Raw genomic sequence first — 11,785 nt, 5'->3', positions numbered from 1 at the left:
GCACCCGGCAGGGACTTGTGAGGTAGGAACCAGTGAAGGTTTGGCTAGACGGCGCGCTGCGGGACATGGAGTCCGCCCGTGTCTCCGCGTTCGACCACGGACTGACCGTGGGCGACGGCATCTTCGAGACGGTGAAGGCGGTCGGCGGAAGGCCGTTCGCGCTCACCCGCCACCTGGACCGGCTCACCCGGTCCGCCCGCGGCCTCGGCCTGCCCGACCCCGACCACGACGAGGTGCGCCGTGCCTGCGCCGCCGTGCTGGAGGCCAATCCGATGCCGCTGGGCCGGCTGCGCATCACCTGCACCGGTGGTCAGGGCCCCCTCGGCTCCGACCGCGGCGACCACGGTCCGACCCTGCTGGTCGCCCTCGGCGAGACCACCCGTCGCCCCGACTCAACCGCCGCCGTCACGGTGCCCTGGACCCGCAACGAGCGCGGCGCGCTCACCGGCCTGAAGACCACCTCGTACGCCGAGAACGTCGTCGCGCTCGCCCGCGCCCGCGAACACGGCGCCACCGAGGCCCTGTTCGCCAACACCGTGGAACGGCTCTGCGAGGGCACCGGCTCCAACGTCTTCGTCGTCCTCGACGGGGAGATCCACACCCCGCCGCTCGCCTCCGGCTGCCTCGCCGGCATCACACGCGCCCTCACCATCGAGTGGACGGGCGCGAAGGAGACCGACCTGCCGCTGGACGTCCTGAGCCGGGCCGAGGAGGTCTTCCTCACCTCCACCCTGCGCGACATCCAGGCCGTCCACCGCGTAGACGACCGCGAACTGCCCGGCGCCCCGGGCCCGGTGACCGCCAAGGCCATGCGGATCTTCGACGAACGCGCGGCCCACCGCCTGGACCCCTGATCCCCGGCAGGCCCCCGGGCAACGGAACGCCCGGACCGGAAAGCCGGGACACAATCGGCTGCCGCACCGCGCGGCAGCGGGTAGAACTCTCCTGATGACCACGACCCTGCGGCCGACCGAGCCGCTGCAGCAGAACGCCGACGGCACCCGTTCACGCCGCTACCAGGTGTGCGTGAACAGCCGCCCGGTCGGCGCGATACACCTCGCCACGCACCCCGTCTTCGGGCCCTCCGTCGCCAGGGTCCTCGGCCTGCACATCGACGAACCGGACCGCCACCGGGGCCGCGGCACGGTGGCCGCGCTCGCCGCCGAGGAGGTGGCGCGCGGCTGGGGCTGCAAGCGGATCGAGGCCTCCGTGCCCGCCGACGCCGAGGCCGCGGTCCGGCTGGCCGCGGCGCTCGGCTACGTCGAACGCAACCGCGGCATGGAGAAGCAGCTCGGCGCCGACGCCCCCGGACTGCCCGCCGGCAGCCGGGGCAGGCCCATGACCCCGGCCGAGTACCCGACCTGGCTCGAACAGGGCAAGGCCGCCTACGCGCGCAGCTGGACCGACCGCGGAGTGCCCGCCGACGAGGCATGGGCCAAGTCGGAGGACGACCACGCCCGGCTGCTGCCCCAGGGCCCCGACACCCCGGGCATGCTGCTCAGCGTCCTGGAACACGAGGGCACCCCGGTCGGCACCCTGTGGGTGGCGGTCACCGAGGAGCGGGCCTTCGTCTACGACGTCGAGGCCGACGCGCGCTTCCGCGGCCGGGGCCACGGACGCTCCCTGATGCTGTTGGCCGAGGCCCAGGCACTGGCCGCCGGCCGGCACGTCCTGGGCCTCAACGTCTTCGCGGGCAACACCCCGGCCGAGCGGCTGTACGAGTCCCTCGGCTACCGGCCCGTGGTGCGCGCCGTCTTCAAGGAACTGCTCTGAGACACGGCTTCGGCGCCCGGTGAGAGCGGCGGGGGACGGACGGGCCGGTCAGCTCCCCTGCCCGGCCTCGGCCAGCAGCCGGTCCACGATCTCCTCGACGCGCTCGCGCAGCCCCTCCTGGCTCTTGCCGCCGTCCAGGAGCTCGCCCCCGACCACGTACGTCGGCGTGCCGGTCACCCCGATCGCCTTGCCCTCGGCCTGGTCGGCGTCGACGATCAGGATGTGCCGGCCGTCGATCAGCGCGGTGTCGAACTCCTCGGCGTCCAGGCCCAGTTCACGGGCCACCTCGATCAGGACGGGCTCGCCCTCGCGGGCCAGCCGCTCGACCCGGCCGAGCACCGCCTCCACGTACGGCCACCCCTGCCCCTGCTCGGCGGCCTCCTCCGCGGCCTGAGCGGCGGCGAAGGAGTGCTGGTGCTTCTCCAGCGGGAAGTGCCGCAGCCGCACCTCCAGCCGGTCCCCGTACCGGGCGCGCAGGGCACGCAGGTCGTCGAGCGCGGTACGGCAGTCGGGGCACTGCAGCTCGCACCAGACGTCGAGAACCGGGACAGGGGCGTGCGCGGAGGAGGAGTCGCTCATGCGGACAGTCTTCCAGGCCCGCCGCGGGCCGCCCAACCGGGATCACACGTGGTAGGCCCACCGGGACCTGCGGAGGAGGCGACCCGGAGATCTCCCTGAAGTCCGCTCGGAACATGGCCTCCCCACCGGTGGGCGGTGCAGGATGGAAGGGACGAACCACCCCGACCGGTGAGCCTGCCTGGAGGACCGGATGATCGCCGAGACCGTATGTTCCGCCGTTTCCGCGGCCGGCCTGGGCATCGCCGCGGTGACGGCCTACCGGCGGCGCATCCTCGCCGCGGCCCGTATCGCCGCCTACTCCCTGATCCCGGTCGCCCTGGCGATGACCGGCGTCGTCGGCTGGCTCGCCGACACCGCCTTCAGCCCGACCGCCTGGGCGGGCTTCGGCCTGCTCGGCGCCGCCTGGCTGCTCTTCGCGTCGACCCGGGCGGTGGAGCGCCGCCGCGGCGGCACGCGCAAGGAGCGCAAGGAGACGGCACGGGCCGCGGAACGGGGCGCGGTGGCCCCGGCGGCGTCGGCGCCCTCCCTGGGACCGGGCCAGTCCGCCCGCCCGTCCGGCAGGCCCGCCGCGAAGGCGTCCGGGAGCGACGACGACTTCAGCGACATCGAGGCGATCCTCAAGAAGCACGGCATCTGACGGTGATCATGGGTGCGCCCGCAAGTGATCACGGTCCGCGCCGAAGCGGACCGAAGATCGCGGAATGCGGCTGACTCCCGCACAATCCTGGTGTGTTGATCGCGTACCGCTCGGCGGCTGCGTCATCATCGGCCCCGAGATGGTGGACACGACACAGAGCGAGTCCGCGCCCCCTCAGGACGAGCCGCGCGGATGTCTCTTCGCCCTTTCCCAGCCGCCGCTGATGATCTTCCTTGCGGTGATCGGGTGTCTGCTGCTCATGGCTTCGTTGCACGACCTGCTGTTGCTGTGAGCCGTACGCGTGGGTCCCCGGCGCCACCCGCCGGGGACCACGACAACCATCAGCCGGCCGCCTCCTTGCGGCGCGCCCGGTAGGCGGCCACATGCAGACGGTTGCCGCACGTGCGGCTGTCGCAGTACCGCCGCGAGCGGTTGCGGGACAGATCGACGAAGGCACGCCGGCAGTCGGGAGCCTCGCAGCGCCGCAGCCGCTCCCGCTCCCCGGCCACCACGAAGAACGCCAGCGCCATCCCGCAGTCGGCGGCCAGGTGGTCGGCCACGGAGGCGCCGGGCGCGAAGTAGTGCACGTGCCAGTCGTACCCGTCGTGGTCCGTCAGCCGGGGCGTGGTGCCCGCGGCGGCCACCAGCTCGTTGATCATGCCCGCCGCCGTCCGGCAGTCGGGGGCCGCGAAGATCCCCGCGAACCGGCCACGGATCCTGCGTACCGCGGAGAGATCGAACTCCGACAGCACACCCACGTCGCTCATTTTGTGGTTGCGGACGAATTCCCCGAGCGCCGCGACGTCCGCCAGCCCGTCCGGCGCCGCTTCGTCCTCCGGCGCGGTGTTCACCAGATCCACCACGGTGTCCAGCGCGCACCGGGTGTCGTGGGTGATCAGCACGTTTCGCTCCCTGGCCTGGGGATCGGGCACACGCCCGCCGATGCAGGCCGATGGTAGTGGCTCCACGCGCCCCCGAGCAGCGCACGGCGCCGCCGCGCCCACGCGCGCACACCGGCACCAGCCCCCGCGGGAGACCGGTACCGGTGTGCTCGCGTATGCGGTTGTCCTGGCCCGAGCCGTCTCCCCGAGTGGACGGCAACGGGCAGCTTGAAGGGCCTCGACGGGCCTAACTCTCCGCGAGGATGTGCGAAAGCTCCTGATCCAGATCGAAGTGCCGGTGTTCCGTGCCGGGGGGCACGGCCGCGTCCGTTCGCTTCAGGAAGGACTCCAGGGCCCGCGCCGGGGCCTCGAGCAGGGCCTCGCCCTCAGGAGAGCTCAGGGCGATGCACACGACGCCCTGGCCGTGACTGCGGGACGGCCAGACACGGACGTCTCCGGTGCCCGTCGGTCGATGAAGACCCTCGGCGAGGAGGTCGCGGGCGAACACCCACTCGACGGTCTCCTCGGCTCCGGTGTGGAAGGTGGCGTGCACGGCGTAGGGGTCGGCCGTGTCGTACCGCAGGCCTGCGGGGACAGGCAGTGAGGACTCGCTCGATACAACGAGGCGCAGGTGCAGCTCGCAGCTGACCGTGGTGTTCATAAGCGCCAGGGCCTTTCGCTCAGTGTGCGCTCGGGGATTCGCACGTCGGCGAAATCGACATGCCACCTACGGTGCCGTTGTAAACCCCTCTGAGTGTTTTGCTTGGCTTTACGTAACTCTTCCGGCCGAGGGTGTGTTCGTACGGTACGCCCATTGCGGTGACCGGATTCTCGTCCGGTACGGTGGCAACGTATGAATACGCGGAGTGACGAACCGGAGCGCCCCGCCGAGGCGCCGCAACGGGCGAAGGCCGAGGCGGAGGGGGAGGCGGAGCGTGACCGGCGGGGGCTGGGCTCGCGGGCTCCCGCAGTTCGTCCGGTCACACCGCGTGCCGCACCTGAGCCGGCAGGCCGGGATCTTCGTCGCCGGACTCCTGGTCGTGATCGCCGGGATCATCATGCTCCCGCTGCCCGGACCCGGCTGGCTGGTGATCTTCGGCGGCATGGCGATCTGGGCCACCGAGTTCGTCTGGGCCCAGCTCGTGCTGCGCTGGACCAAGCGCAAGGTCACCGAGGCGGCCCCCAGCAGGCGCTCGACCCCGGGGTGCGCCGCCGCAACATCGCGCTGACCGTGATCGGCCTGGTGATCGTCGCCGCGCCGGCCGCGGTGTACCTGTGGAGGTTCGGCCCGGTGCCGCCCTGGACGGCCGTCGGCCGCTGAACGCGGCACACGCGGTCCGGGGCGCTCGCCGGACCATGGTCCCGGGCACCCCTGACATGCGGTAATGTTCTCCCTGTGCCCGGGCGATTAGCTCAGTGGGAGAGCGCTTCGTTCACACCGAAGAGGTCACTGGTTCGAACCCAGTATCGCCCACCCGGAACCGGCGGCCCGTATGCGATCAAGCAGACGGGCCGCCGTCGTATGCGCGGGGCGGGGGAGGGCGTGGTGACGATCCGTTACCTGTAAGCGCGGTGCCGGCGCACGCGCCGTAGAAGTGGACCGGCCCATCCCGTTCTTCGCGACGGCGTATTCGAGGATCAAGGAGAAGGCCGACTTCCAGGACCGTCCCCCATTCCGGGAGAAGTTCCGGAAGCGGTCTTCGGCGGAAATCCACGGACCTATTTCCAAAACACCGTCACCTTTCTTCACGGGTACGGAAGGAGAGGTGACGGACCGGCCGCCGTTCACGTCAGACTCGTCCCATGGACTGGACCCACTACCGCTTCCGCACCCGGTGGACCCTGCCCGCGCCGCCCGACGCCGTCTACCGGGCGCTGGAACGGGTCGAGGACTACCCGGGATGGTGGCGGCAGGTGCGCGAGGTGACCCGCACCGGTCCGACGGCCGCCGTCGTCCGGATCCGCTCCCTCCTGCCCTATGACCTGACCTTCACCGCACGCGAGGTGCGCCGGGACCCCGCCGACGGAGTCCTGGAGGCCGAGCTCACCGGGGACATCGACGGCTGGGCACGCTGGACGCTCACCGCCCACGGAACCGGCACCCTCGCCACCTACGACCAGGTCGTCGACGTGCGCAAACCGCTGCTCAGACGGTTCGCCGTGCCCGGCCGGCCCGTCTTCCGCGCCAACCACCGCCTGATGATGCGGACCGGCCGGCGCTCACTGGCCGCCCGCCTGGAAGCGGTTTGAACGAACGCCCCGCGGGCCTGTATGGTTCAGTGCGTTCCCGGGCGATTAGCTCAGTGGGAGAGCGCTTCGTTCACACCGAAGAGGTCACTGGTTCGAACCCAGTATCGCCCACCGGGTGAGGCCGGTCCGCACAGGCGGACCGGCCTTTTCTCATCCTCAGGCGGCCGCCGCCGGCAGTTCCGGACGCAGCGGCCACGACGGGTCCACCGTCTCCTCCGTCCCACTGCGCGCGAACCACGCCTGCAGGCCACGGGCCTGCGCCGCGTGCCAACCCGTCTGCAGCGTGTGCAGTTCCGCCGGGGTCAGCCGCTCCAGGCGGGCCGCGAAGCGGCGGCCCAGCGCACGGACCACCTCCAGCGCGGCCAGGGCGTCCGCCGCCGCGTCGTGCGCGTCCTGCAGGGCCACCTCGTAGTGCGCGCACAGGTCGGTGAGCGTGCGCCTGCCCTTGCGGTAGCGGTCGAGATGCTTGTCCAGCACCCGCGGATCCAGCACCCGCAGCGGCGATGCCTCGAACCAGCGCTCCAGCGACGAGGCCCGATGGCGGCGCAACTCCCGGTCCAGCAGCGTCAGATCGAACGGCGCGTTCATCACCACCAGCGGCCGGCCCAGCGCGGCCTGCTCCGCCAGTTCCTCGGCCATCTCGTACATCACCGGCGCCGGCCAGCGCCCGTTGAGCTGGAGATGCTCATCGGTCAGCCCGTGCACCGCCGTCGCCGCCTCCGGCACCGGCACGCCCGGGTTCACCAGCCAGCGGTGCACCCGTGGCCGGAAGCCCGGGGCGTCCTGGACGACGAGGGCGGCCGACACGATGCGGTCGGTCTCGACGTCGACGCCCGTCGTCTCCGTGTCGAAGGCGGCCAGAGGCCCCTCGTACCAGCACGTCATAGGCCCACAACTCCTCGGTCCACGAGGACAGCTGACGCGTCGTCCGTCCGCTGCCGGTTTGGTGATACCCGGGCTGTTTGCGCCGTACGCCGGAAGGAGACAACAGGAGTGCGGGTCTTTGCAGTTCACGGGCCCGCAGCGGGGATACACCAAGCACGGAAGGCTGTTGGTCGCCATGGTGATGGCACAGCCCGAGCGGGGCGGGCTGCTGCCCGAGCGCGTGAGCGCCCCACGGGGCACACTCGCCACCACCGCCTGCATGGAGACACTCCAGGTGGGCTATCTGCACGCGGTCGCCGCGGCGGCCGGCTGCTCGCTGTCCCAGCCCTTTCCCGACAACGGCATCGACTGGCACGTCAGTCACAGCGCCCCCGGACACACCGTCGACGACGAGGTGACCATCAAGGTGCAGTTGAAGTGCACCTACCAGCTACCGCCCAACCCCCCGGGCCGGTTCTTCTCCTTCACGCTCGACAACGCCCACCTGGCCAAGCTCGCCCGCACCCCGGTCACGGTGCACAAGATCCTCGTAGTGATGATCGTGCCCCGGTCGCAGGACCAGTGGCTGCGTGCCGGCCACGACCGGCTCGACCTCAGGCACTGCTGCTACTGGGTCAACCTCGCCGGCCACCCCCTCACCGGCCGGTACCGCACCACCGTGCGGATCCCGACCGCGCGCATCTTCGACGACCGGGCCCTGTGCGAGATCATGACGCGGGTCGGTACGGGAGGCAGACCATGACGCACCGCCCCCTCGACGAACCCCTGCGACCGGTACGGCCGCACCCCGTCGACGCCCACCGCGGCCGTCTCCCCGCCCCCTCCGACGTCGACCCCGCCGTCCTCGGGACCCTGCTCCACCGGCACGGCTGGCAGCGGCGCGGCGGCGCCGCCGGCCGCTACGGCCGCTGGACCCCGCCCGGGCCCGGCGGCACCGGCACCAGCCTGCTGGTGCCCGAGAGCCGCGCCTTCCCCGACAGCGACGACCTGCTCGGCGAGGCCCTTGACGCCCTCGCCCGCAGCGGCACGCCCTCGGCACGCGAGGTCCTGGTCGCCCTCACCCTGCCCAGCGACGAGATCCGCTGGTGGCGGGACGTGCCCGAGGGCCCGGCCGACGCCGCCGGCTGGACCGTCGAGGAACGGCTGCGCGGCGCCGCCCGCCAGATGCTGCTCGCCGCCGCGCTCGCCACCCGCGCGCGTGCCGGCTACCACGGCGCCCGCCACCGGCGCTCGGCCGCCGCGTCCCTGGACCACGTCCTCGTCGGCTCCGCCGCCCACGGACGCGGCCTGACCGCCTTCGTGCCCGTCGACCCCGGCCGGCCTCTCGCCGTCCGCCTCCACCAGGCCCTGTACGCCGTCCGTGAGGCCGTCGACTACCGACGGGCCACCGGCGCCATGGACGCCTTCGACGGTGCCGTCCGCGCGGGCGCCAGCCGTGAACTCACGGAGGCCGTCATCGCCCTCGTCCGCGGCACCGAGGGCGCGCAGGTCGCCGTCGAGTGGGCGCCCGCGGCGGGCGTACCCGAGGACTGCGCGGCCGCCGCCGAGGCCGTCGAGTTCTCGCCGGGCGACCTGCCCGTACTGCGCGAGGCCGGCGCCCGCTATCTGCGCGCCGAACCGTCGGTGCCCGCCCGGATCACCGGCACCGTGGTGCGGATGCGCAGAGCGCACCCGCGCGGCGAGGGCACCGTACGGCTCCGGGTGCTCACGGGCGCCGAAGTGCCCTACGTGCGCGTGACCCTGGACGAGGAGGACTACCGCGTCGCCGGACACGCCCACCTCGTCGGACTGCCCGTGCGGGTTCTCGGCCGGCTGGAGAGCCGCGGCGGCTTCCGCCGGCTCTCGGGCGCCTCCGGCGTCGTGCCGGTGGAGGTCGACGACGAGGAGCGGGACCGGCTGCTGAAGTCGGTGCAGGAGAACGCCAAGGACACGGACTGCTTCGAGGAGGTGTGCGGCGGGGACGACCGCGACTGACGCGCACGACAGCGACCGATCGTGGACCGTGCGTAATCGTTTCGCGGTAGAAGGCCCGGGGTCGGTACGATCCCAGTCATGCGCGCGCTCCAGGTATGGCGCCGCACCCCACCTGCAGTCAGGAGAGACCGGTGTCAGACGTCCGTGTGATCATCCAACGCGATTCCGAGCGGGAAGAGCGCACGGTGACGACGGGCACCACGGCCGCCGACCTCTTCGCCGGCGAGCGCTCGATCGTGGCCGTCCGCGTCGGCGGGGAACTCAAGGACCTCGCCCACGAGATCAAGGACGGCGAGACCGTCGAGGGCGTCGAGATCTCCTCCGAGGACGGCCTCAACATCCTGCGCCACTCCACCGCGCACGTCATGGCGCAGGCCGTGCAGGAGCTCTTCCCCGAGGCCAAGCTGGGCATCGGCCCGCCCGTGCGGGACGGCTTCTACTACGACTTCGACGTCGAGAAGCCCTTCCACCCCGATGACCTCAAGGCCATCGAGAAGAAGATGCAGGAGATCCAGAAGCGGGGCCAGAAGTTCTCCCGCCGTGTCGTCACCGACGAGGCCGCCCGCGAGGAGCTGGCCGACGAGCCGTACAAGCTGGAGCTGATCGGCCTCAAGGGCTCCGCGTCGCACGACGACGGCGCGGACGTCGAGGTCGGCGCCGGTGAGCTGACGATCTACGACAACCTGGACGCCAAGACCGGCGAGCTGTGCTGGAAGGACCTCTGCCGCGGTCCCCACCTGCCCTCCACCCGGCTGATCCCGGCGTTCAAGCTGATGCGCAACGCCTCGGCGTACTGGCGCGGCAACGAGAAGAACAAGCAGCTCCAGCGCATCTACGGCACCGCCTGGCCGTCCAAGGACGAGCTGAAGGCGTACCTCGAATTCCTCGCCGAGGCCGAGAAGCGCGACCACCGCAAGCTGGGCAGCGAGCTGGACCTGTTCTCCATCCCCGAGCAGATCGGCTCCGGCCTCGCCGTCTTCCACCCCAAGGGCGGCATCATCCGCCGCGTGATGGAGGACTACTCGCGCCGCCGTCACGAGGAGGAGGGCTACGAGTTCGTCTACACCCCGCACGCGACCAAGGGGAAGCTCTTCGAGACCTCGGGCCACCTGGACTGGTACGCCGACGGCATGTACCCGCCCATGCAGCTCGACGAGGGCGTGGACTACTACCTCAAGCCCATGAACTGCCCGATGCACAACCTGATCTTCGACGCGCGCGGCCGGTCGTACCGTGAACTGCCGCTGCGGCTCTTCGAGTTCGGGACCGTGTACCGGTACGAGAAGTCGGGCGTCGTGCACGGTCTGACCCGTGCCCGCGGCTTCACCCAGGACGACGCGCACATCTACTGCACCCGCGAGCAGATGGCCGACGAGCTCGACAAGACGCTCACCTTCGTGCTGAACCTGCTGCGCGACTACGGTCTGACCGACTTCTACCTGGAGCTCTCCACCAAGGACCCGGAGAAGTACGTCGGAAGCGACGAGGTCTGGGAGGAGGCCACCGAGACCCTGCGCCAGGTCGGCGAGAAGCAGGGCCTCCAGCTCGTCCCGGACCCGGGCGGCGCGGCGTTCTACGGCCCGAAGATCTCCGTCCAGGTCAAGGACGCGATCGGCCGCACCTGGCAGATGTCGACGGTCCAGCTCGACTTCAACCTGCCCGAGCGCTTCGACCTGGAGTACACGGCCGCGGACGGCTCCAAGCAGCGCCCGGTCATGATCCACCGCGCGCTGTTCGGCAGCATCGAGCGGTTCTTCGCGGTGCTCCTCGAGCACTACGCGGGCGCGTTCCCGGCGTGGCTGGCGCCCGTGCAGGCGGTCGGCATCCCGGTGGGCGACGCGCACGTGGAGTACCTCCAGGAGTTCGCCGCGGACGCGAAGAAGAAGGGCCTGCGGGTCGAGGTGGACTCCTCGTCGGACCGCATGCAGAAGAAGATCCGGACGGCACAGAAGCAGAAGGTGCCGTTCATGATCATCGTCGGCGACGACGACATGTACGCGGGCACGGTGTCGTTCCGCTACCGCGACGGTTCGCAGGAGAACGGCATCCCGCGTGACGAGGCGCTGGCGAAGCTCGTTGATGTGGTGGAGCGTCGCGTGCAGGTGTAGTTGCTCCCCGCCGACGCGGGGATGGTCCGTTCATACCGGTCATCGGACACACGACGGTGCTGTTGCTCCCCGCCTGCGCGGGGGTCGGCCCCCGGGGAGATCCCGGGGGCCTTTCCGTTCCCCCAGAGCGTCGCCATATGCTGCACGCATGACGAGTGAGCCGGAACAGCAGCTGGGAGTGGGAACGCCCGACGCGTTCCAGCGTCTGTGGACGCCGCACCGGATGGCCTACATCCAGGGTGAGAACAAGCCGAGCGGCCCCGGTGCCGGCGACGGCTGCCCCTTCTGCTCGATCCCGGCCAAGTCCGACGAGGACGGTCTGATCGTCCGGCGCGGCGAGCTGGTGTACGCGGTGCTCAACCTCTACCCGTACAACGGCGGTCACCTGATGGTCGTGCCCTACCGCCATGTCGCCGACTACACCGACCTGACGGAAGCGGAGACCGTGGAACTCGCGGAGCTCACCAAGCAGGCCATGACGGCGTTGCGCAGCGCCTCCGGGGCCCATGGTTTCAATCTGGGCATGAACCAGGGCTCGGTCGCGGGCGCCGGTATCGCCGCCCACTTGCACCAGCACGTCGTCCCCCGCTGGGGCGGCGACACCAATTTTCTGCCCGTGATCGGCCACACGAAGGTGCTGCCGCAGCTCCTCGCGGACACCCGCAAGATGCTCGCGGAGGCCTGGCCGGCGTAGCCAG

13 protein-coding genes, 2 tRNA genes and 1 pseudogene are annotated in these 11,785 nt (G+C 71.2%); 12 read left to right on the top strand and 4 right to left on the bottom strand.

Going from position 1 to position 11,785, the window contains the following annotated elements; all coding sequences use genetic code 11:
* Positions 1-32 precede the first annotated feature (32 nt).
* Positions 33-854: an aminodeoxychorismate lyase gene (locus ACIP4X_RS15180; protein ID WP_358736047.1), complete on the top strand. Its 822-nt coding sequence runs from the start codon at positions 33-35 to the stop codon at positions 852-854.
* A 94-nt stretch (positions 855-948) separates the two neighbouring features.
* The gene (locus tag ACIP4X_RS15175; RefSeq protein WP_358736046.1) at positions 949-1,773 is read left to right on the top strand and encodes a GNAT family N-acetyltransferase; all 825 of its coding nucleotides are present in this window, start codon (positions 949-951) and stop codon (positions 1,771-1,773) included.
* Positions 1,774-1,821: 48 nt separating this feature from the next.
* Here ACIP4X_RS15175 and ACIP4X_RS15170 read toward each other — a convergent pair whose 3' ends face one another.
* Positions 1,822-2,352, bottom strand: a complete 531-nt coding sequence (locus ACIP4X_RS15170; RefSeq protein ID WP_358736044.1) for a DsbA family protein — start codon at positions 2,350-2,352, stop codon at positions 1,822-1,824.
* Positions 2,353-2,542: 190 nt separating this feature from the next.
* Here ACIP4X_RS15170 and ACIP4X_RS15165 point away from each other — a divergent pair, with 190 nt between their 5' ends.
* On the top strand, positions 2,543-2,989 hold the full coding sequence (locus tag ACIP4X_RS15165) for a hypothetical protein (protein WP_358736043.1): 447 nt from the start codon (positions 2,543-2,545) through the stop codon (positions 2,987-2,989).
* A 64-nt stretch (positions 2,990-3,053) separates the two neighbouring features.
* The gene (locus ACIP4X_RS15160; RefSeq protein WP_358736175.1) at positions 3,054-3,281 is read left to right on the top strand and encodes a hypothetical protein; all 228 of its coding nucleotides are present in this window, start codon (positions 3,054-3,056) and stop codon (positions 3,279-3,281) included.
* Between the two features lie 49 nt (positions 3,282-3,330).
* On the opposite strand, the gene ACIP4X_RS15155 is transcribed toward ACIP4X_RS15160, so the two are convergent.
* On the bottom strand, positions 3,331-3,891 hold the full coding sequence (locus ACIP4X_RS15155) for a CGNR zinc finger domain-containing protein (protein ID WP_358736041.1): 561 nt from the start codon (positions 3,889-3,891) through the stop codon (positions 3,331-3,333).
* Positions 3,892-4,117: 226 nt separating this feature from the next.
* Positions 4,118-4,531, bottom strand: coding sequence for an SsgA family sporulation/cell division regulator (locus tag ACIP4X_RS15150; protein ID WP_004002642.1), 414 nt, complete (start codon positions 4,529-4,531; stop codon positions 4,118-4,120).
* A gap of 192 nt (positions 4,532-4,723) precedes the next feature.
* Between ACIP4X_RS15150 and ACIP4X_RS15145 the strand changes: the two are divergent.
* From ACIP4X_RS15145 to ACIP4X_RS15130, 4 genes and pseudogenes are all read left to right on the top strand, one after another.
* Positions 4,724-5,191: pseudogene (locus ACIP4X_RS15145) on the top strand (TIGR02611 family protein).
* 81 nt (positions 5,192-5,272) lie between these two features.
* Positions 5,273-5,344 (top strand) — tRNA-Val (locus ACIP4X_RS15140).
* Positions 5,345-5,673: 329 nt separating this feature from the next.
* Positions 5,674-6,120 (top strand): SRPBCC family protein, encoded by a 447-nt coding sequence (locus tag ACIP4X_RS15135; RefSeq protein WP_358737472.1) that lies wholly within the window; start codon positions 5,674-5,676, stop codon positions 6,118-6,120.
* Between the two features lie 39 nt (positions 6,121-6,159).
* Positions 6,160-6,231: transfer RNA gene (locus ACIP4X_RS15130), tRNA-Val, on the top strand.
* A 45-nt stretch (positions 6,232-6,276) separates the two neighbouring features.
* Here the strand turns inward: ACIP4X_RS15130 and ACIP4X_RS15125 are convergent.
* Entirely contained in the window at positions 6,277-7,005 is a 729-nt protein-coding gene (locus ACIP4X_RS15125; RefSeq protein ID WP_358737474.1) for a 3'-5' exonuclease, read from the bottom strand.
* Positions 7,006-7,180: 175 nt separating this feature from the next.
* Here ACIP4X_RS15125 and ACIP4X_RS15120 point away from each other — a divergent pair, with 175 nt between their 5' ends.
* From ACIP4X_RS15120 to ACIP4X_RS15105, 4 genes are all read left to right on the top strand, one after another.
* Positions 7,181-7,747, top strand: coding sequence for a DUF4365 domain-containing protein (locus ACIP4X_RS15120; RefSeq protein WP_358737540.1), 567 nt, complete (start codon positions 7,181-7,183; stop codon positions 7,745-7,747).
* Positions 7,744-8,979 (top strand): hypothetical protein, encoded by a 1,236-nt coding sequence (locus ACIP4X_RS15115; RefSeq protein WP_401348658.1) that lies wholly within the window; start codon positions 7,744-7,746, stop codon positions 8,977-8,979. Before ACIP4X_RS15120 ends, ACIP4X_RS15115 begins: the two co-directional genes overlap by 4 nt.
* A gap of 131 nt (positions 8,980-9,110) precedes the next feature.
* Positions 9,111-11,087 (top strand): threonine--tRNA ligase, encoded by a 1,977-nt coding sequence (gene thrS, locus ACIP4X_RS15110; RefSeq protein ID WP_401348655.1) that lies wholly within the window; start codon positions 9,111-9,113, stop codon positions 11,085-11,087.
* A 148-nt stretch (positions 11,088-11,235) separates the two neighbouring features.
* A complete protein-coding gene (locus ACIP4X_RS15105; RefSeq protein WP_358737480.1) occupies positions 11,236-11,781 on the top strand; it encodes an HIT domain-containing protein in 546 nt (181 codons plus the stop codon).
* The last annotated feature ends 4 nt before the right edge of the window (positions 11,782-11,785 follow it).

Origin of the sequence: Streptomyces sp. NPDC088817, assembly GCF_044750345.1 — a bacterium.
Classification (GTDB): domain Bacteria; phylum Actinomycetota; class Actinomycetes; order Streptomycetales; family Streptomycetaceae; genus Streptomyces.
This window is presented reverse-complemented; position numbering and strand designations above follow the sequence as displayed.

Bases quoted from the DNA above. Each gene is read 5' to 3' on its own strand.
- ACIP4X_RS15160 (WP_358736175.1), top strand. From the start codon at position 3,054: ATGCGGCTGACTCCCGCACAATCCTGGTGTGTTGATCGCGTACCGCTC.
- ACIP4X_RS15135 (WP_358737472.1), top strand. From the start codon at position 5,674: ATGGACTGGACCCACTACCGCTTCCGCACCCGGTGGACCCTGCCCGCG.
- ACIP4X_RS15120 (WP_358737540.1), top strand. From the start codon at position 7,181: ATGGTGATGGCACAGCCCGAGCGGGGCGGGCTGCTGCCCGAGCGCGTG.
- ACIP4X_RS15170 (WP_358736044.1), bottom strand. From the start codon at position 2,352: ATGAGCGACTCCTCCTCCGCGCACGCCCCTGTCCCGGTTCTCGACGTC.
- ACIP4X_RS15165 (WP_358736043.1), top strand. From the start codon at position 2,543: ATGATCGCCGAGACCGTATGTTCCGCCGTTTCCGCGGCCGGCCTGGGC.
- ACIP4X_RS15175 (WP_358736046.1), top strand. From the start codon at position 949: ATGACCACGACCCTGCGGCCGACCGAGCCGCTGCAGCAGAACGCCGAC.
- ACIP4X_RS15105 (WP_358737480.1), top strand. From the start codon at position 11,236: ATGACGAGTGAGCCGGAACAGCAGCTGGGAGTGGGAACGCCCGACGCG.
- ACIP4X_RS15115 (WP_401348658.1), top strand. From the start codon at position 7,744: ATGACGCACCGCCCCCTCGACGAACCCCTGCGACCGGTACGGCCGCAC.
- ACIP4X_RS15125 (WP_358737474.1), bottom strand. From the start codon at position 7,005: ATGACGTGCTGGTACGAGGGGCCTCTGGCCGCCTTCGACACGGAGACG.
- ACIP4X_RS15150 (WP_004002642.1), bottom strand. From the start codon at position 4,531: ATGAACACCACGGTCAGCTGCGAGCTGCACCTGCGCCTCGTTGTATCG.